Here is an 18,020-nt window from a genome sequence, read left to right as displayed (position 1 = left end):
AAAGCGAAAATGGGGGAGGACAGGGCATAATAAGTGGCCGTGCCCCGCGCATGGATTTCTCCAAACTCCCGAGTATGGTAGCGCATGATTGAGCCCGTTTACAGCTTCGGCCTGTTGGCCCTGGAACTCTGCCCCGGCCAACACCTGCCCGCCGCGCAGCTCACGGTGGCCCAGTCCGAACGACTCGGCAGTCTGCTGGCCGAGGATCTGCGGCCCTGGATTGGCCCGCTCACGGCCATCGACATCAGTCTGGCCGGCGCCGCCTTCGATCCGGTCGAGATTCTGCGTCCGGGTTGGCCGGTGCACGCCGAAATCGCCCGATTGACCCATCTGGCCCCGAAATCAGCCGACGCGCGCTTGCTGTGTTTCGGTGCCGCCGAGGACCGCATGCCCGAGGGTCTGCAACCCGATCCGGTACATGCCCAGGGGCCGCTGCGCTGGCTGCCGTTCGTGCTGTCCGGTCCGGCCGAACAGATCCATGCCGTACAGGACAGCATGGAAGCCGAACTGATGGAGCGCGGCATGGCCGGCGCCGCCACCGCCCTGTGTGCGCAGGAGGCATTCGCCGCCGACATTGAACATGCGCGCTACATGACCCTGCACGACGGTGTGGCAATGATGGCCATGCAATACGGTCACAGCGGCCTGGAGCCGGTCTGGCCCTTGATTGAAACCGCGCTGTTCGCGCCGCAGCAGGCGGCGTGGCTGGATGCGCCGCCTGAACCGCTGGTGTATGTCAATTCGGGCACTGCACATATCGCCTTATTGGATGAGCATGCGTGGGTGAAGCTGCAGAGTGGTCTGGAGGGCAAAAACGGCGAGCAGCTGGAAACCCTGTTCCAGATGTTCCAGATGCGACAGCGCCAGATCGCGGCACTGCTTGAGGCGCATGGCCTGAGCGTGGAATTCGATTTCTGCGCGGATGCCGAGAGCGCCCGCGACACCCTGCAGCGTTAATCCGGAATACGGTTCACCAAGGGCGCGCCTTTTTCGTAGGCGGTGAAGCTGTCGATGGTGGTCTGACAAATGGTGCTGAAAGCTTCACGGGTGAAAAACCCCTGATGCCCGGTAATCAGCACGTTCGGCAGCTGTTGCAGTTCGGCCAACAGCGGATCGGCCAGTTCCGATTGCGAATGGTCTTCGAAAAACAGACCGGCCTCGAATTCATAGACATCCAAAGCAAGGCCGCCGAGGTGGCCGCTACGCAATGCTGCCAGGGCCGCTGCGGTGTCCAGCACCGGGCCGCGGCTGGTGTTGACCAACAATACGCCGGGCTTGCACGCCGCGAAGAAATCGGCGCCGAGCAGGTGCTTGGTGCCTGTAGTCAGCGGGCAATGCAGGGAGATGGCATCGGATTGCGCGGCCAGTTCGGCGAGTGAAACAAAACGCGCGCCGGCGCGTTCGAACTCCGGACCCGGAAAGGCATCGTACGCGATGATGGTGCAGCCGAAACCACGCATGATGCCGGCAAACACCGCACCGATGCGGCCAGCACCGATGATACCGATGGTTTTGCCATACAGATCGAAACCCATCAGACCATCCAGATGGAAATCGTTGGCCAGCACGCGCTCGTGCGCGATTGGAATATTCCGGTTCAAGGCCAGAAGCAGTGCAACCGCGTGTTCGGCCACCGAATGCGGGGAATAATCGCCGACGCGCGTGACGGAGATGCCCAGACGCTTGGCTTCGGCGGCATCGACATTGTTGAAGCCCGCACAGCGCAGCGCCAACAGATGTACGCCGTCTTCGGCCAGAATGCGCAAGGCCTCGGCATCGGCATGGTCGTTGACGAAAATGCAGGCACCGCCGCAGCCGGCGGCCTGGCGGGCGGTGGCGGCGGAAAGCGGCGCCTTGATGAACAGCAGGTCATGGCCGGCGTTCGCATTGGCGGCAGTCAGGCCATCGCGGTCGTAATCGTGGGCGCTGTACACGGCAATCTTCATGCGTTCGGTACTCCTGTCGGACGGGTGTCCTGTTCGTAGATGCGGTAATGCGCATCCTGCATGCCGAGCGCTTCGTAGGTGCTGCGCGCGTTGCGGTTGTCTTTCTCCACATACAAGCGGATGCCGCAGACGCCGGCATCGGCTTCGGCCAAGGCGCGAACATGGGCATACAGCGCCCGGTACACGCCACGGCGGCGGAATTCCGGCGGCACATACACGCTCTGGATCCACCACCACAGACCGTTGCGCCAATCGCTCCACTCAAAGGTGAACATCAGCGTACCGGCCGGCACACCGTCCTGCTCCGCCACGAAATACCGCGTCAGCGCCGGTTCGGCAATGCCACGTGCGATGCCGGGCAGTACCTCGGCGTCCGGCAATACTTTGTTTTCGGTTTCCAATGCCATGGCCTGCGCCCAGCGTGCGAGCAAGCTCGCATCCTCGGCACGGGCCGGTCGGATCTGCAGTGTCATATCTCATCCTTGCGTGTGTGTTTGACGCCGAGTTTACGGGTGAGCGTGTTGCGGCCAAGGCCGAGCAATTGCGCGGCCTGCTGACGGTGGCCGTGCGTGTGTTGCAGGGCGACATCGAGCAGGCTCTGTTCGAAGCGCGCTTTCAGTTCGGCATGCACGTTCGGATGCGATTGTTGCAACAGCGCACGGGTTTCCTGCGCCAATTGCATCTCCCAGCCCACAGGGTTTTCGGATTGCGGCATCGGCACGGCATCACCCTGCCAATCGGCCAGACCCAGGCGTTCATGCGAGGTGCCGGAAGCCATGCGCCAGCAGGCGTTTTCCAATTCGCGCACATTGCCCGGCCAGGCATACGCCTGCATCGCGTCAAGCAAGGCCTTATCGGCGCTTTTGGTTTTGGTCTGCAACTGCGCGGCGGCGGCTGCGAAGAAATGCGCCGCCAACAGCGGAATATCGGCGCTGCGTTCGCGCAACGCCGGCAAACGGATGCGCAGCACATTGAGCCGATGCAGCAGATCTTCGCGGAAGCGTTTGGAACTGACCAGCGCTTCCAGCGGTTGATGGGTCGCGGCAATCACGCGCACATCGACCTTGATCAGCTCACGGCCACCAACGCGGTAGAACTCGCCTTCGGCCAGTACGCGCAATAGACGCGTCTGCAGTTCCAGCGGCATGTCGCCGATTTCATCGAGGAACAAGGTGCCGCCCTGCGCCTGCTCGAAACGACCGATGCGGCGCGTGGTGGCGCCGGTAAAGGCGCCGGCTTCATGTCCGAACAATTCCGATTCGAGCAGCTCGCTCGGAATGGCGGCGGTATTCAGCGCCACGAACGGGCGCGCCGCGCGCGGCGATTCCTGATGCAGGGCGCGCGCCACCAGTTCCTTGCCGGTACCGGTTTCGCCGGTAATCAGCACACTCAAAGGCAGCTGCGCCAGACGTCCGATCTGCCGGAACAGTTCGCGCATGGCCGGGGTCTTGCCGAGCAGGGCCGTTTCCAACACCGGTGCCGCATCGATGGTCGCGACCGGCGCCTGCGGTTTCGGCAGCGCTTTTTCCACCAGCGCCAGCACCTCGTCCAGATCGAAAGGTTTGGCCACATATTCGAACGCGCCGCCGCGATACGCGCTGGCGGTGTTGCGGATATCGGTGAATGCCGACATCACAATCATCGGCAGCCCCGGATGCGCCTGCTTGACCGTTTCCAGAAAATCGATGCCGCTGCCGCCGGGCATGCGGATGTCGGTGAACATCAGCGCCGGCGGCGCGCCGGTGCGCAGCGCGTCCATGGCGGCGGCGCTGGACTCGAATCCACGCGCGCGGTAGCCGGCATCCTGCAGCGCTTCGCTGAGCACGAAGCGGATGCTGGCATCATCATCAACCAACCAGATTTCGGCGGTGTTCATGCGCTCTCCTCAGGCACCGGCAACAGCAGGGTGAATACGGTGTGGCCCGGCCGCGAACGGAAACTGAGCGAGCCCTGGTGTTCACGCGCAATCTGCAAGGCCAGCGGCAATCCCAGACCGGTGCCTTCGGCACGGCCGGACACCAAGGGCAGAAAAATCTGTTCCTGCAGGTCTTCCGGCACGCCGCGGCCGTTGTCGGCGATTTCCACACGGATGGCCAGACGTGACAGCCGGTCGGCAATCTGTACCTGATGATCGGCACGCGTGCGCAGCACCACTTCGCCGGCGCCGGACTGCAACGCGTTGCGTACCAGATTGAGTACGGCCTGGGTCAGGCGATCGGCATCGCCGATCACTTCCGGCAAACTCGGATCGTAATCGCGCACCAGCTTCACCGACCAGCCGGCTTCGGCATCGGCCAGCTGACGCACGGTTTCCAGCACGCCATGGATGTTGAGCGGCGCCTGTGCTTTCGGCGGTGCCGGATGCATGAACTGATCAATCAGCTGGGTCAGCCGCACCACTTCGTTTTCGATCAGCTTCACCAAGGCCTGGGCCTGCGGCTGCTCCTGGGTTTTTTTCTGCAGCAATTGCGCTGCGCCTTTCAATCCGGCCAGGGGATTGCGCAATTCGTGCGCCAGACCTTTCAGCGCCACTGACAGCGCGGCAGGCAGAGCCAGCGCCGGATCGCTGCCGTCGAACTCGGCACGCGGATGCCATTCAATACGCCAACCGTCAGCTTCACGCACCACGATGGCATCGGCAAAACGCTCCCGCTGTTCGGCGAAGCGCAGTTGCAGACGCAGGGCCTGCATGCGTTCTTCCGGCAGCAGGCATTGCGCGCACAAATCACGGATGCGCGGACGTTCCTGATCGAGCTGATCGATGTCCTGGCCAAGCAAGCGGCGCTTACCGACTGAAAGCCAGGTGCTGAACGCGGCATTGCAGTCTCTGACAGCGCCCTGCCCGTCCAACCACAGAATCGGGGTGGCGAGCTGATCGAGGGCGGCGGCATCGGCGGGATTCATTGCACCATCTTAGTGCAAGGCACGGCGTTTGTCCCAATTCCTAAACCCAAGCTGAATAAAAATTTATCCATTTCAATGACATGACTTACGGCACATGGCCTAGGCGAGCAGGTGTTATACATTGATACCACACCAACCAACCAAGGACTTGCCATGTACCATTTAAACACTGCCACCGCCCCCAAATCGGACAATACCCCGGTGCAACTCAACAATCGCTACCGCCCGCGTGCCGCCGGCATCGGCTACGGCAAAAGCAGCGGCTACGCCGCCAACCGCCAGTACGCCAATACCGCCGCCGTCAGCCTGGTGCGGGTGCGCTGAAAACCAACGGCCCCGAAGGGCCGTTGGCAAGACACGCGTTGCAATAGACTCAGAGCTCGTAGGCCGACTCGCCATGCGAGCTGATGTCCAGCCCTTCGCGCTCGGCTTCTTCGTTCACGCGCAGACCGACGGTGTGTTTGACGATCAGAAAGGCCATCAGGGCAACCACGCCGGACAGCGCGATGGTGACCAGCACGCCCTGGGTCTGGATCCAGACCTGCGATGTGATTGAATACTCCGGCAGCGCGGTTTCGGTCACGTAATCCCACAGTCCGGCGCCACCCAATTGCGGCGCGGCGAACACACCGGTCAACAGCGCGCCGGTGATGCCGCCCACACCATGCACGCCGAACACATCCAGACTGTCGTCGGCACGCAGTATTTTTTTCAAGCCGGTCACACCCCACAGGCAAACCACACCGGCGATCGCGCCGATGGCCAAGGCGCCAGAAAGGCCGACCAAACCGGCAGCCGGCGTAATGGCCACCAATCCCGCCACCGCGCCGGAGGCACCGCCCAGCATCGAGGGCTTGCCCTTGCCCAGCCACTCGGCCAGACTCCAGCTCAGCACCGCAGCGGCCGTGGCCAGAAAAGTATTCACGAAAGCCAGCGCCGCAACACCATTGGCTTCCAGCGCCGAACCGGCATTGAAGCCGAACCAGCCGAACCACAGGATGCAGGCACCGACCATGGTCTGGGTCAGGTTGTGCGGTTTCAGTGCTTCGCGCCGATAACCCACGCGCGGGCCGATCACATAGGCACCGACCAAGCCAGCCACTGCGGCGTTGATGTGCACCACGGTGCCGCCGGCAAAATCGAGCGCGCCTTTCGCCCACAGCCAACCCGAACGCGCCAGCACGCCATCCACGGCGGCGGTATCGGTGAAGGCATCCGGGCCCGGGAAGAACCAGACCATGTGCGCCATCGGCAAATACGCGAAGGTGAACCAGAGCACGGTGAACAGCAACACGCCGGCGAACTTCACGCGCTCGGCGAAGGCGCCGATGATCAGCGCGCAGGTGATGCAGGCGAACGCGCCCTGGAACACGAAGAACACCAGTTCGGGAATGTACACGCCTTTGGTAAACGTCGCCGCGGCCGTGCCGTTGATGTCCTGCGCGAACAGGCGATCGACGCCGCCGATGAACGCATTGCCTTCGGTGAACGCGAAACTGTAACCGTACAGCGCCCACAGCACCGCCACCAGCGAGAACACCGCCAGCGTCTGCATCAGCACCGACAACACATTCTTGCTGCGCACCAGCCCGCCGTAAAACAAGGCGAGTCCGGGCAGGGCCATGAAGATCACCAAGGCCGCGCACAGCATCATCCAAGCGGTATCGCCCTTGTCGATGGCTGGAGCCGTGGTTTGCGCCAACGCACTGCTGGCGGCGCCGAGCGCCGTGGCGGACAGCGCCAGCCAGGCGCCCCAGGAACGGATGAACGGTCGTTGCATGCTTGATCCTCTAGGCGGGTTAAAGGGCGTCGGCGTCGAGTTCGCCGGTGCGGATGCGGATAACCTGCTCGATGTTGGACACGAAGATCTTGCCGTCGCCGAGCTTGCCGGTAGCGGCGGCCTGCTGCAGGGCTTCCAGCACGGCCTCGAGGCGGTCGTCGGCGATCACCGTTTCGATTTTTATTTTCGGCAGAAAGTCGACCACATACTCGGCGCCGCGGTACAGCTCGGTATGGCCTTTCTGGCGACCGAAGCCTTTCACTTCAGTGACGGTGATGCCGGACACGCCGGCTTCGGACAGGGCCTCGCGGACTTCATCGAGTTTGAACGGCCGGATGATGGCGGTGATCAGTTTCATGGGCGCTCCGTTCGTTTTTTTGCAGGCGGAAAAAGCGACGCCGGGAATTCCCGGCGTCGTGGTCAAGCATCAGAGCTGGTAGTACATCGAGTATTCCAGCGGGTGCGTGGCCGCCCGGAACTTGGTGACCTCGCCCATCTTCAGGGCGATGTAACTGTCGATGAAATCGTCGGTGAACACGCCACCGGCTTTCAGGAAGTCGCGGTCGCCGTCCAGTGCATCCAAAGCCTGATCCAGGCTGTGGCACACGGTCGGGATGTTCTTTTCCTCTTCCGGCGGCAGATCGTACAGGTCCTTGTCGCTCGGCTCGCCCGGATCGATCTGGTTCTTGATGCCGTCCAGACCGGCCATCATCAGTGCGGCGAAGATCAGGTAACCGGAGTTCATCGGATCCGGGAAGCGGATTTCGATGCGGCGGGCTTTCGGATTGGCGACGTACGGAATGCGGCAGGAGGCGGAACGGTTGCGGGCCGAATAGGCCAGCATCACCGGTGCTTCATAACCCGGCACCAGACGCTTATAGCTGTTGGTGGTGGAGTTGGCGAAGGCGTTGATGGCACGCGCGTGCTTGAAGATGCCGCCGATATACCACAGCGCCATCTGGCTCAGGCCGCCGTAGCCATCGCCGGAGAACAGGTTGACGCCGCCCTTGGACAGCGACTGGTGCACGTGCATGCCCGAACCGTTGTCACCAACCAGCGGCTTCGGCATGAAGGTGGCGGTTTTGCCGTTGCGGTGCGCGACGTTCTTGATGATGTATTTCATCATCAGCAGTTCGTCGGCCTTGGCCACCAGCGAATTGAACTTGGTACCGATTTCGCACTGGCCGGCATTGGCCACTTCGTGATGGTGCACTTCCACTTCCTGGCCGGCGGCCATCAGTTCCTTGCACATCTCGGCGCGGATGTCGTGCAGCGAGTCGGTCGGCGCCACCGGGAAGTAGCCGCCCTTCAGGCCCGGACGGTAACCGGTGTTGCCGCCTTCGTATTTCTTCTTGCTGTTCCAGTGCGCTTCCTCGGATTCGACTTCGAAGAAGGTGTTGCCCATTTCATTGGCCCAACGCACGGAATCGAAGATGAAGAATTCCGGTTCCGGACCGAAGAAGGCCTGGTCGGCGATGCCGCTGGCTTTCAGATAGGCTTCGGCGCGTTTGGCAACACCGCGCGGATCGCGCGAGTAGGCCTGCATGGTGGCCGGGTCGAGAATGTCGCAGACCAGGATCAGGGTCGGATCGGCGGTGAACGGATCGAGCACGGCGGTCGAAGCGTCGGGCAACAGGATCATGTCAGATTCGTTGATGCCTTTCCAGCCGGAGATGGAGGAGCCGTCGAACATCTTGCCGTCTTCAAACAGCGCCGGCTCGATGATGGAGGCCGGGAAGGTGACGTGATGCTGCACGCCGCGCATATCGGCAAAACGCAGATCGATGAATTCGATCGCGTTGTCTTTGACCAGTTTCAGAACGTTTTCGTAGGACATGGCTTCAACTCAAAAGGTAGGGAAGGTACCTAGACTCTTGCAAGAAGCGTGCCAACTTTTGAATACAGGATAAGTGCTTGATCCGTTTCAGATCGGGTGTCGGTTTAGATGCACGACAATGCACCGTATTGGTGCGAATCGGGAAAATGCGCTTTTTTGGTGCTTAAAGCGGTCGCGTTCCGCTGCGGGCCCGAATCAGCAGGAACACCAGTGCCGCGGCCAAAGCCAACAGCAGCACCAGCAGCCGGTTGCCGAAGGGAAGTTTGCGATGTGGAAGCATGCCAGCCTGCCTGTGGGGTTCGGGGCGGTGGAAATACGGCGCTGGAAAGAGCACGTCATGGTGGCTGTCCATAGCCCCGGCCCGAAGACCGCCATGACGTACTTGCAGTGTATGTCCGGATTCCGTCGCCTGACTACGAGAATTTTTCTTAGTGTCGCCTGCGTCCATGACAGCCGCATGACAGTGTCCTCGCACCTGCCCGTATAATGGTCGAAACGACTCTGCGACCGGCCATGTACGATCTGATCAACGCGCTCATTCTGGGTATCATCGAAGGCATCACCGAATTCCTGCCGATTTCCAGTACCGGGCATCTGTTGATTGCCCAGCACTGGCTGGGCCCGAAATCCGATCTGTTCAATATCGCCATCCAAGCCGGCGCCATTTTAGCCATCACCCTGGTGTATCGGGCCCGATTGCTGGCCATGGCCGGCGGCTGGCGGGAGCCGGAGCAACGTGACTTTCTGCTGAAAATCCTGGCCGCTTTCGCGGTCACCGCCATCGTCGGCCTGCCGGTGCGCTGGCTGGGCTGGGAGCTGCCGGAAACCGTCAGCCCGGTGGCTTGGGCGCTGATTCTGGGTGGCATCGCCATGCTGGCGGTAGAGCGCGTATCCGAACGCGGGCCGGCATCAACCACAATCACCTGGCAGATCGCGATCGCGGTGGGCCTGGCACAGGTATTGGCCGGCGTGTTCCCCGGCACCTCACGCTCGGCGGCGGCGATCTTCGTCGCGATGCTGCTGGGACTTAACCGCAAGCCGGCCGCGGCGGAATTTGCCTTTCTGGTCGGCATTCCGACCATGTTCGCGGCCAGTGGCTATGCCCTGCTGGAATCCCTGCAGGACGGCACGGCTGCTGAAGAAAACTGGGCAGCCCTGGCCGTAGCATTCACCGCCGCCACCGTCACCGGTTTTGCCACAGTGCGATGGCTGCTGGCTTACATCGCCAACCACCGGTTCACCGGCTTCGCCATTTACCGAATCCTCTTGGGCATCGGCCTGCTGTTGTTGCTACCGTCGAATTAATCCCGCGGATAACCCATCGTCACCGCAACCGGCGTGAGCAGATCGAAGGCCGCACCGAAACTATCGCGGTAATGGCGCCAGTGCCCGGATGGAAATTGACGCGGCAATCCACCCAGTGCCATCGGTGCATGTGCCAACATCGCGGCATCCGGCACGGCATCCAGTGCCAGCCCTTGTTTCAGCGACTCAGCCGTCGCCGCCGCGTCGGTATCCAAGGCGTCAATGGCAAGCAGATGGACGCTTTGCGGATTGTGCGCCCTGCTGTCGAGCACGGCCTGATAGGCCGCTGCCAGCCATTGTGCGGAAAGCAGGATCTTGGGATGGAATACATAGGATTGTTCGCATCCGAACACCATCCAGTTCAACAAGGCGTCGCGCGGATCGATCACGATGGCAGTCAATACCGTGCCATCCAAAGCCGCGGCGGTACCGGCATCCCAATGCGGCAGCCAATCCACCACATCCTCGGGCGACAGACCATTGGCTTGAATGCCCACTTTCCAGGACAGCGCCGATCCAGCCGACGCGGTGACTGCCGTTTCGAAACCGAAGCCGTCTTCACGGGCCGGGCCGGGTTGGTGACGGTCCAGTAACAAACGCTCGCCGAGCACCGGCTGCAGCGCCATGAACACGCGGTCGATGCGCACACCGGGGGGAGCCCACAGCACGCGGCCGGCCGTGTCGGCATCGGGCTCGCCACGGGTGGCGGTGAACGCCGCCGGACCGCGGTCACGGTCGGGAATTTCGGCCATCGCCAGAAATGATTTTCCGGCAGCAGCGTAGTTGCCCAAGCGATCATGCGCCAGACCTGTCCAGGCCGAGACCATGCGCTTTGCGGCGGCGGCTTGCGCGCGTTCCTGCAGTTGTGCCAGACGCTGCAGCGCGGCTTCCGGCGTGTCGCGCACTTCCTGACGCAGCTTGACGAACTGCGCCATGGTCAGCGCATCGTTCAATGCCAAAGCACGTTCGGCGGCCTGCGCAGCACCGGCCAGATCACCGATTTGTTCACGATGGACCGCCAAGGACTCATGTGCCAAGGCACTGTCAGGCACCTGCACGAGCCAGTCGGCAATGATGGCGGCGCTGTCGCCACCGAAGGCCGATTCCAGATTGAGTTTCAGTTGCCACAAGGCATCGCGCGTCGGCTGGGCGGCGATGGCGCTGGCAATCAGGGCGCGCGGAGCGTCCAGATCACCGCTGCGTCCGTACAGCATGCACAGGTGGGTCATCGCTTCCAGATCCGTCGGTGCTGCCGCAACCAAAGCCTCGGCATCGGCGATGGCTGCAATCAGCTCGCCGCGGTCGGCGCGCAATTGGGAACGCAGTGCGCGCGCTCCGAAATCGTCCGGACGCAGCGCAAGCAACTCATCCACGACTGCCTCGGCCTCGGTGAACTGATCCTGCAAAAGATGGCACTGGGTCAAGGCCCGCAGCAGTGCCGGGCTTGCCGGAGCAAGCGTTTTGGCGCGCTGCAGGGCCTGTTGCGCAAACGCCGGCAGGCGTTTCTGCAAATAGGCGAAGCCCAGGCTGGTCATCGCCAACACGCTGTCCGGGTTGCGTTCACCGGCTTGGGTGAATTTGGCCAGTGCGCCGTCGGCATCGCCCTGGGCCTGCAGCAATGAACCGTGCGCAATCAGTACATCGGCATCTTCAGAATCGACACGCTCAGCCAAACGCAGCAATCGGCCGGCTTCGGCAAAATTCTTCTGACCCACCGCGATGTGGATCAGGCCGACATAGGCCGGCAGATAATTGGGATTCAGCGCTAGCGCATCCATCAGTCCGGATTGCGCCTGGCTTGAATCGCCACTACCAAGCAGCATCACCGATCGGGTCATCGGAAAATCACCGCGTTCCGGTGCCAGGGCAATGGCGGCATCGATGGCAAGCAGGGCTTCGTCCTTTCGGCCGAGACTCTGCAGCGCGAGCGCTTTCCAATAGTGGTTTTCGGCCGACTCCGGCTGTTCGGCGAGTTGTGCTTCGGCCAGACTCAGCGCTTCGGCGGCTTGGCCGCTGCGCAGGGCGGCAAGGATGTGATCGGACATAGAAACCCTAGAATCGCGTGCAAACCGCTATTGTACCCCGTCCAGCACCGCGATCAGGCCGGTTTTCAGCCAATGTTCGGCAAATCCGTGCTGTTGCCAATCACGGATGAAGCCACAGTGGCCGCCGTGATCGCTGATTTCCAAGGTCGCGGCGTCCGAGAGCTGAAGCGCGCGCAAGCTGGCAATCGGAATCACCGGATCGTCGGCCGCGGCCAGAATGCGGGTGGGTACCCGCAGCGCGGCCAGGCGCGCGCCGGCCACCGAATAGCCGCCGAAATAGGCTTCTTCATCGTCCCAGTCGGTGTGCTGGCCGACCAGCCACTGGGTCAGTCCGCGCATATCGCGGTGCAGGATGTCGTCACCGAAGGCATGCGCATGCGGAAACAAGGCGCGCTTGCGGCGCAGCGAGGCGCGCCACTTGCGCATGAAATACCAGTGGTAGAACGGCGGACCGGTTTCCAATTCGCGCAACACCGCCGAAGGGTCGACCGGCGGACAAACCGCGAATGCGGCATCGATCGGCAGGCCTTCGGCCTCGGCCGCCAGCGCCAAGCGTAAGGCAAAATTGCCGCCCAGCGAATAGCCGGCCACGGCGAAGCGGCTTGGGCGGTAATGGCCCTGTACGGCTTTGGCGGCATCGATCACTTCCTGCAAACGACAGGAGTGGAACAGGCCTTCGTTGAGATCATGGGTCTGGCCGTGATCACGGAAGTTGAGCGCGAACACCGACACGCCGGCCGCCAGCAATTCGGCGGCGCTGTGCTGGATATAACTGGATTCGGCACTGCCTTCCCACCCGTGCAGCAGCAGGGCCAGCGCACCATCGGCGCGCGGGGTGGGCGCTGCGGTGTACAGACCGGCCAGACGGATGCCGTCCGCAAGGTCCAGCACATGCACCTGACTGCTGGCGCCGAGCGCGGCCAGACGCACCGCGCCGGCACGGCGGCGCCACGGACTGGAGCTGAGCACCGACTGCACATGCGGATTCTTCAGCAGGCCTTCGGCCCGGTATTCCGACGCCCTTGAACGCATCAGCCTGCCATCACATCGACAATGCGCTGCCGGCACAGGTCGGCCATCTTGCGGCGGCCGTCTTCATGCGCGGCAACCGGTTCGAGGAAATGCACTTCGCAGGGCCGTGACGGTTCACCGAGCACGCGCCAGAGATTGCTGAAGAAGTTTTCCCTGGGTCCGAACGCCATCAGCACCTGGGCATCGCCTTTGTCGCCGTACTTGATGGCGACCGGCTGGGCCGGGGTACCGGCAATCACCGCCGGCTGGAAGATGCGGGCATGGAACACGCCGATGGCATGGCCGGAATGGGTGCGGCCTTCGGGAAACACGCCGACCGCGAAGCCGGTCTGCAGGCGTTCGAGCATCTGGTGCATGACGCCATGCAGCGAAGCATTATCACCGCGGCGATGGTAGATGGTGCCGGCGCGGCTGACCACGGTGCCGATCAGCGGCCAGCTTTCGATTTCGGCCTTGGCCACGAACGCCATCCAGCGCTGGCTGTGCAGCACGCAGATATCGATCCAGCTGATATGGTTGGCCACGAACAGCACCGCGCCCGGCAAGGGCGTGCCGAAGCGACGCATGCGCAGACCGAAGATGCGCACCAGAATGCGCGACCAGAAGCCGGCCACCCACTGATCGACACGCTCGCCGTAGATACTGAAGCGGCCGAACACCGGGCTGAGCAGCACCAGCACCAGCGGCAGGCCGATCAGGGCATGCAGCAGCAGCAGCGGAACGCGGTAGAGGTAACGGAACAATCGGGGCATGGCGGGAATTCGATGACGTTCCTGCATTTTAGCGCGAAGCACCGGCCAAAACGAAAAAAGCGCGGACTCGCCGCGCTTTCTGCCGGAAACGGGCGCGGCTCAACGCACGCGCATCGGGCCCGGACGCCAGGCGTTGCTGACGTAACTGCTGCTGCCGCCATAGCCGGAGCTGGAGCCGTAGCTGCCGCCCTGCTCACGGTTGCGGCGGCGGTGCATGCGGTTGACCAGTTCGTCGCGACGGACCGACAGCCAGTCGGCACGGCCGACGTTGGCCGGATCCAAACCGCGGTCGGCGGCCTGCTCTTCGCGGAAGTTGCAGAATTCGTCGTAGGCGGCCAGCTCGTGCACCAGATCCGCGGCGCTGAGTTCGATGGCGATGGCGTCGTCGAAGAAACCGAGCACCGGAATCGTATCGGGAATCAGGTCTTCGCTTTCGGAAAAATACGCCATGGCGGCCTTGACCCGGGCGCGGTCCTCGTCCGGCAGGGCCCAGGCTTCATCGACCAGCATGGCGATCATGGCATCAAGCTTGTTCAGCCGGCTGGAAATGAAATCGGGCAGGGTCAGGTTGGCGGCGTTGACCAGCAACTGGCGGGCGGCGCCGGTCACTTCGGCATCGGTTTTGCCCACGGCCGCGGCCTTGGCCTTGGCGATGGCTTCGTTGAAATGCGCGATATCCGCGTCGGAAAGTTCGATGGTAAAGGACATCGTCATGCGGGTTCCCCTGATGCTTTTTGACTGAGCGCTAAGAGTACCGCCAGCCCCAGACAGCGTCAACCCGAGGAATTCTTGGATTCCGGAATTACAGGATCGGCTCCAGGCCGGCACCGAACACGGTGATGATGCGGGTGTAGATGCCCTTCAGGCTCATGTTCACCTCCGGAAAGTCGCCGACCGCTTCGCTGCACTCGGCAAATTTCGGGCTGGTGTAGTCGAGCAGACCGCAGTCGGTACGGACCTGATAGCTGGTGGCATAGGGCCAGGGCCAGACATCGAACACCGGCATCTGCTCGGAGACCTTGCCCATGGTGTAGTTGAAATCGGCCAAGGCCGGCAGGGTCTCGCGCGGTGCAACGGACCAGGCGTTCTCCGGCAGCATGTCGTTGCGGATGCTGCCGGACAGCAAGGCGGCGAACTCCGGATCCTCGATCAGCAGCATGCTCTCGGTGTTGTAGTCGTCGGAACGCGGATCGAAATTGTGGCTGCCGATGACTGCGATGCGGTCGTCGATGACCATCGACTTGGCGTGCAGACCGGCGCGCTGGCCTTCCTTGCTCAACGGCACCGGTGACTGCATGCCGGAGCCGGTGTAGCCGAACAGACCCGGGGCCTCACCGGCTTCGGTTTCCTCCTTATCCAACCAGCCCGGCTCGCGACCGACCCGCATGTAAGCCGAGACCGGAAACGGTTTGAATTCGTGGATGCGAAAGCCGAGCTCGCGCAGGTACAGGCGCTTATATTTGTGCGACAGCGCGTACACCGGGAAGGCGTCGGTGGCGGCCAGCGAATTGGTCGAGACCCAGACCTGCACCGGCCGGTCGCGCCGCTGCAGACCGCGGAAGGTCTGCCGGGCCAGGCGCGACATCACCAGGTACGGGGTTTGCAACAGCACATTGTCCTGCGCCTGCGAAATGATCTGGTACACCGCATTGGAGGCGCGCGCCCGGCTGCTGGCTTCATCGGCGTGCTTTTCCGGAAGGTCGGCGTAGAACACGGCGTTACCCACCGCGCGCCGGTAAGGCGCCAGCGTGGTCATCAGACGCGGGCCATCCTGCGCCATCGCGGCCATGACATTCATGCGTGCCGAATAATCGCGCTTCGGCATCTGCAGGCGCTTTGGATCGGCTTGCGCATCCAGCAGTACGCGCGCCACATCATCGAGCTTCGGTGCGGGAACACTGCGCTCGCTGTCCCAGAACGCATTGAAGTTGTCGCGCATGCCCAACACCGACGGGCCGGCCACCCACAGGTCGCGGTCGCGGTAGTTGTAGCTGGCGCCCCAATCGAAATAGCGGTCCTGGATATTGCGGCCACCGACCACCGCCATGCGGTCGTCGACCAGCAACAACTTGGTGTGCATGCGCTGGTTCAGGCTCTGGAAACGGAACAGGATGCCGGCGAAGAATTCGGCCTTGTCGGTTTTGGCCTGGTTGAACATCGGGCTGTAAAGACGCAGTTCGAAATTGCGGTGCAGGGCCGAGAGCTTGGCCTGCAGCTGCGGCCGGCTCAGCCCGTAAAGCTGATCAAGCAGCAGACGCACCTTGACCCCGCGTTGGGCGGCACGCACCATCGCATCCAGCATCAGCGTACCGGATTCGTCGAGGTCGTAGATGAACACCTGCAATTCGATGCTGTGGCGCGCGCTTTCGATCATGTGCAGACGGGTCAGCAGCGCATCATTGCCCTGATCGAGCAGGATGACCTCATGTTTGCCGCCGCCGCCCGCGGCGGTGGTGTCGGCCAGATCACGCAGGGGCGAATCCAAGCCGCAGCCGGACGCGACTTGGCAGGCATTGGCGGTGCCCTGCAAGGATCCGGCAAAGGCACCGGCTTCGCGATGTTTGCTTTCGGGCAGGTTGGCGCAGGCGCCCAGCGCCAGCAGCACCACGGCCGCGGCCAGTCTAGTGATCATCGGCGAATTTTAGCTGAAATCCGACCACCACCTCGTCGCGCAGACTCCAACGGTAGGCCTGCATGCCGAAGTCGTGGCGGTTGAGCGTGCCGCTGGCCGCAATCGGGCAGGTCCAGCCCGGCTGCCGGCATTGCGTGGGCAACAGGGTGAAGCTAACCGGCTTGCTGACGTCACGCAGACTCAGCGTGCCGCTGATGATGCCGCCGGACACCAGCACCTGACTGGAGAACGGCTGCGATTGGAAGCGAATGTCGGGATGCTTGGCGCTGTCGAGAAAGTCTTTGGAATGGGTGGATTTCTGGATCCAGGCCGGCCCGCCCATCACCAATTCACGGGCATCGAGCTGCACGCGCACGCTCAGCTTTTGATCGGGCAGCGGCTGAATCTCCCCTTGAATGCTTTTGAAGCGGCCCTCGGCCGGAATCCCCATGCGCAGGTGCACGCGGAACTGCGCCTGCGAAGCCAGCGGATCGAAGCGCCAGAGCGCCGGCGCGTCAGCGGCCGCGACGGGCAGCGCCAGCAGAAGCCACAGGCTGGCCGCGGCGACGCGCACTCATGGCCACCAGAAGTGTTCCAGGGTGGCGATGCCGGGCTCGAACTCGGCGTCGGCCGGAATGTGCAGCACCACCAAGCCGGCGGCCGGCAGGCCGCGGAAATCGCCGGATTGGCCGGAGGTGAGCAGCGCCACCAGATGTTCCATGCCCGGATTGTGACCGATCAGCATCAGGCTGGCGCATTCGCGGTGATCATCGGCAATCTGCATCAGGGTGCCGGGCGTGGCATCGTAGATGCGCGCGTCCTGGCGTTGTTCGACGAATCCGGTGACCCGCAGCACCTGCTCCAGGGTTTCGCGGGTGCGCCGCGCCGGCGAACACAGGATGCGGTCGGGGTGCAGGTCGTGGGCTTTCAGCCAGGCCCCGGCCGCTTCGGCTTCCGCCAGGCCTTGGCGCGACAGGGCGCGGTCGATGTCGTCCTGGCCGAGGCCGGCCGGTTCGGCATGGGCGTGCCGCAGCAATATCAGTTCACGCATCAGCTCACCTTCCTGATCCATTTGAAAATCGGCGCCCAGTCGGCCTGATGGCTACGGATCTGTTCGGAGTGGTAATCGAATACCGATTTGCCCAGCGCCACCATCAGCACGTAGGCCTGGGTGTCGCGCAGCTCGCCGGCCACCGGATACGGCCAGGCCTTGATCTGATCCACCGCCTGCTGCGAGGCGCCGGTCCAGGGTTTCAGCCGGTTGGCGACCAAAGCCACCGGCAGCTTGCCTTTCTTGATGCGGGCAATGGCGGCCAGTGAATTGAGGAAGGGTACGGTCGCTTCCAGATCAATGGTGGACGGCAGCACCGGCACCAGCACCACGCTGGCGATGGCGAGGAATTCCTCGAGGTCGTCGCCCATGGCGCCGGCCGGGGCATCCACAATCACCACCTCGGTCTGCGCCGGCAGGTTCTTGGCCCAATTGCGTTTGCTGCCGTCAATCGGCAACACCGCGGTTTCCAGCGCGGCGCGCTTTTCGCACCAGTGCGTGGCCGATTTCTGCCGGTCGGCGTCGATCAGCGCGGTGCGCTTGCCCTGCAGGGCGTAATGCGCGGCCAGGTTGGTGGACAGGGTGCTCTTGCCGGCACCGCCTTTGGAACTTGCGACCACAATCACGTGCATACGCCCCTCCTGTGTATGGGCCTACTCTACATCGACTTGGGGGGAAGGGCTAGTTAGCACAATTCTGGACCGGATAAGAAAAAATTTGGTTGATGGTCATGCCGTGCTTCTGTGCAATGACTGGA

18 protein-coding genes are annotated in these 18,020 nt (G+C 62.8%); 3 read left to right on the top strand and 15 right to left on the bottom strand.

What is annotated here, in order from left to right; all coding sequences use genetic code 11:
• Positions 1-84: 84 nt before the first annotated feature.
• A complete protein-coding gene (locus ACIQ1A_RS04115) occupies positions 85-957 on the top strand; it encodes a hypothetical protein (protein WP_395769798.1) in 873 nt (290 codons plus the stop codon).
• Here ACIQ1A_RS04115 and ACIQ1A_RS04110 read toward each other — a convergent pair.
• Genes ACIQ1A_RS04110 through ACIQ1A_RS04095 form a run of 4 tightly spaced genes read right to left on the bottom strand, consistent with a single transcriptional unit; the run spans position 954 to position 4,850 of the window.
• Positions 954-1,946 (bottom strand): 2-hydroxyacid dehydrogenase, encoded by a 993-nt coding sequence (locus ACIQ1A_RS04110; RefSeq protein WP_395769797.1) that lies wholly within the window; start codon positions 1,944-1,946, stop codon positions 954-956. The genes ACIQ1A_RS04115 and ACIQ1A_RS04110 overlap by 4 nt on opposite strands.
• Positions 1,943-2,419 (bottom strand): GNAT family N-acetyltransferase, encoded by a 477-nt coding sequence (locus ACIQ1A_RS04105; protein ID WP_395769796.1) that lies wholly within the window; start codon positions 2,417-2,419, stop codon positions 1,943-1,945. Before ACIQ1A_RS04105 ends, ACIQ1A_RS04110 begins: the two co-directional genes overlap by 4 nt.
• The gene (gene ntrC / locus ACIQ1A_RS04100) at positions 2,416-3,822 is read right to left on the bottom strand and encodes a nitrogen regulation protein NR(I) (protein WP_395769795.1); all 1,407 of its coding nucleotides are present in this window, start codon (positions 3,820-3,822) and stop codon (positions 2,416-2,418) included. The genes ACIQ1A_RS04105 and ntrC overlap by 4 nt, the downstream gene beginning before the upstream one ends.
• Complete coding sequence (locus ACIQ1A_RS04095; protein WP_395769794.1) at positions 3,819-4,850, bottom strand: nitrogen regulation protein NR(II); 1,032 nt, start codon at positions 4,848-4,850, stop codon at positions 3,819-3,821. The genes ntrC and ACIQ1A_RS04095 overlap by 4 nt, the downstream gene beginning before the upstream one ends.
• 153 nt (positions 4,851-5,003) lie before the next feature.
• Between ACIQ1A_RS04095 and ACIQ1A_RS04090 the strand changes: the two genes are divergently transcribed.
• The gene (locus ACIQ1A_RS04090; protein WP_395769793.1) at positions 5,004-5,174 is read left to right on the top strand and encodes a hypothetical protein; all 171 of its coding nucleotides are present in this window, start codon (positions 5,004-5,006) and stop codon (positions 5,172-5,174) included.
• A gap of 49 nt (positions 5,175-5,223) precedes the next feature.
• Here ACIQ1A_RS04090 and ACIQ1A_RS04085 read toward each other — a convergent pair whose 3' ends face one another.
• The 3 genes from ACIQ1A_RS04085 to glnA all read right to left on the bottom strand — a co-directional run bounded on the left by ACIQ1A_RS04085 (position 5,224) and on the right by glnA (position 8,467).
• Positions 5,224-6,630: an ammonium transporter gene (locus ACIQ1A_RS04085; RefSeq protein WP_395769792.1), complete on the bottom strand. Its 1,407-nt coding sequence runs from the start codon at positions 6,628-6,630 to the stop codon at positions 5,224-5,226.
• A 19-nt stretch (positions 6,631-6,649) separates the two neighbouring features.
• A complete protein-coding gene (locus ACIQ1A_RS04080; RefSeq protein ID WP_395769791.1) occupies positions 6,650-6,988 on the bottom strand; it encodes a P-II family nitrogen regulator in 339 nt (112 codons plus the stop codon).
• A gap of 69 nt (positions 6,989-7,057) precedes the next feature.
• Positions 7,058-8,467, bottom strand: coding sequence for a type I glutamate--ammonia ligase (glnA, locus tag ACIQ1A_RS04075; RefSeq protein WP_395769790.1), 1,410 nt, complete (start codon positions 8,465-8,467; stop codon positions 7,058-7,060).
• A 513-nt stretch (positions 8,468-8,980) separates the two neighbouring features.
• On the opposite strand from glnA, the gene ACIQ1A_RS04070 reads away from it, so the two are divergent.
• A complete protein-coding gene (locus ACIQ1A_RS04070; protein ID WP_395769832.1) occupies positions 8,981-9,772 on the top strand; it encodes an undecaprenyl-diphosphate phosphatase in 792 nt (263 codons plus the stop codon).
• Here the strand turns inward: ACIQ1A_RS04070 and ACIQ1A_RS04065 are convergent.
• From ACIQ1A_RS04065 to ACIQ1A_RS04030, 8 genes are all read right to left on the bottom strand, one after another.
• The gene (locus tag ACIQ1A_RS04065; RefSeq protein ID WP_395769789.1) at positions 9,769-11,817 is read right to left on the bottom strand and encodes a tetratricopeptide repeat protein; all 2,049 of its coding nucleotides are present in this window, start codon (positions 11,815-11,817) and stop codon (positions 9,769-9,771) included. The genes ACIQ1A_RS04070 and ACIQ1A_RS04065 overlap by 4 nt on opposite strands.
• Positions 11,818-11,844: 27 nt before the next feature.
• A complete protein-coding gene (locus ACIQ1A_RS04060; protein WP_395769788.1) occupies positions 11,845-12,849 on the bottom strand; it encodes a YheT family hydrolase in 1,005 nt (334 codons plus the stop codon).
• The gene (locus ACIQ1A_RS04055) at positions 12,849-13,601 is read right to left on the bottom strand and encodes a lysophospholipid acyltransferase family protein (RefSeq protein ID WP_395769787.1); all 753 of its coding nucleotides are present in this window, start codon (positions 13,599-13,601) and stop codon (positions 12,849-12,851) included. Before ACIQ1A_RS04055 ends, ACIQ1A_RS04060 begins: the two co-directional genes overlap by 1 nt.
• 99 nt (positions 13,602-13,700) lie before the next feature.
• Positions 13,701-14,315 (bottom strand): YkvA family protein, encoded by a 615-nt coding sequence (locus tag ACIQ1A_RS04050; protein ID WP_395769786.1) that lies wholly within the window; start codon positions 14,313-14,315, stop codon positions 13,701-13,703.
• Between the two features lie 88 nt (positions 14,316-14,403).
• Complete coding sequence (locus ACIQ1A_RS04045) at positions 14,404-16,233, bottom strand: phosphatidylserine/phosphatidylglycerophosphate/cardiolipin synthase family protein (RefSeq protein WP_395769785.1); 1,830 nt, start codon at positions 16,231-16,233, stop codon at positions 14,404-14,406.
• On the bottom strand, positions 16,223-16,786 hold the full coding sequence (locus tag ACIQ1A_RS04040) for a YceI family protein (RefSeq protein WP_395769784.1): 564 nt from the start codon (positions 16,784-16,786) through the stop codon (positions 16,223-16,225). Before ACIQ1A_RS04040 ends, ACIQ1A_RS04045 begins: the two co-directional genes overlap by 11 nt.
• Entirely contained in the window at positions 16,787-17,263 is a 477-nt protein-coding gene (locus ACIQ1A_RS04035) for a SixA phosphatase family protein (protein WP_395769783.1), read from the bottom strand. It lies immediately after the preceding gene.
• Complete coding sequence (locus tag ACIQ1A_RS04030; RefSeq protein WP_395769782.1) at positions 17,263-17,895, bottom strand: ParA family protein; 633 nt, start codon at positions 17,893-17,895, stop codon at positions 17,263-17,265. Before ACIQ1A_RS04030 ends, ACIQ1A_RS04035 begins: the two co-directional genes overlap by 1 nt.
• Between the last annotated feature and the right edge of the window lie 125 nt (positions 17,896-18,020).

Source organism: Arenimonas sp. (assembly GCF_044353605.1).
Classification (GTDB): Bacteria; Pseudomonadota; Gammaproteobacteria; order Xanthomonadales; family Xanthomonadaceae; genus Arenimonas.
The sequence above is the reverse complement of the archived record's forward strand: the minus strand, read 5'-3'. Positions and strand labels throughout refer to the sequence as shown.

Excerpts from the sequence above, each read along its gene's own strand:
- ACIQ1A_RS04115 (WP_395769798.1), top strand. The coding sequence starts at position 85 with ATGATTGAGCCCGTTTACAGCTTCGGCCTGTTGGCCCTGGAACTCTGC.
- ACIQ1A_RS04110 (WP_395769797.1), bottom strand. The coding sequence starts at position 1,946 with ATGAAGATTGCCGTGTACAGCGCCCACGATTACGACCGCGATGGCCTG.
- ACIQ1A_RS04105 (WP_395769796.1), bottom strand. The coding sequence starts at position 2,419 with ATGACACTGCAGATCCGACCGGCCCGTGCCGAGGATGCGAGCTTGCTC.
- ntrC (WP_395769795.1), bottom strand. The coding sequence starts at position 3,822 with ATGAACACCGCCGAAATCTGGTTGGTTGATGATGATGCCAGCATCCGC.
- ACIQ1A_RS04095 (WP_395769794.1), bottom strand. The coding sequence starts at position 4,850 with ATGAATCCCGCCGATGCCGCCGCCCTCGATCAGCTCGCCACCCCGATT.
- ACIQ1A_RS04090 (WP_395769793.1), top strand. The coding sequence starts at position 5,004 with ATGTACCATTTAAACACTGCCACCGCCCCCAAATCGGACAATACCCCG.
- ACIQ1A_RS04085 (WP_395769792.1), bottom strand. The coding sequence starts at position 6,630 with ATGCAACGACCGTTCATCCGTTCCTGGGGCGCCTGGCTGGCGCTGTCC.
- ACIQ1A_RS04080 (WP_395769791.1), bottom strand. The coding sequence starts at position 6,988 with ATGAAACTGATCACCGCCATCATCCGGCCGTTCAAACTCGATGAAGTC.
- glnA (WP_395769790.1), bottom strand. The coding sequence starts at position 8,467 with ATGTCCTACGAAAACGTTCTGAAACTGGTCAAAGACAACGCGATCGAA.
- ACIQ1A_RS04070 (WP_395769832.1), top strand. The coding sequence starts at position 8,981 with ATGTACGATCTGATCAACGCGCTCATTCTGGGTATCATCGAAGGCATC.
- ACIQ1A_RS04065 (WP_395769789.1), bottom strand. The coding sequence starts at position 11,817 with ATGTCCGATCACATCCTTGCCGCCCTGCGCAGCGGCCAAGCCGCCGAA.
- ACIQ1A_RS04060 (WP_395769788.1), bottom strand. The coding sequence starts at position 12,849 with ATGCGTTCAAGGGCGTCGGAATACCGGGCCGAAGGCCTGCTGAAGAAT.
- ACIQ1A_RS04055 (WP_395769787.1), bottom strand. The coding sequence starts at position 13,601 with ATGCCCCGATTGTTCCGTTACCTCTACCGCGTTCCGCTGCTGCTGCTG.
- ACIQ1A_RS04050 (WP_395769786.1), bottom strand. The coding sequence starts at position 14,315 with ATGACGATGTCCTTTACCATCGAACTTTCCGACGCGGATATCGCGCAT.
- ACIQ1A_RS04045 (WP_395769785.1), bottom strand. The coding sequence starts at position 16,233 with ATGATCACTAGACTGGCCGCGGCCGTGGTGCTGCTGGCGCTGGGCGCC.
- ACIQ1A_RS04035 (WP_395769783.1), bottom strand. The coding sequence starts at position 17,263 with ATGCGTGAACTGATATTGCTGCGGCACGCCCATGCCGAACCGGCCGGC.
- ACIQ1A_RS04030 (WP_395769782.1), bottom strand. The coding sequence starts at position 17,895 with ATGCACGTGATTGTGGTCGCAAGTTCCAAAGGCGGTGCCGGCAAGAGC.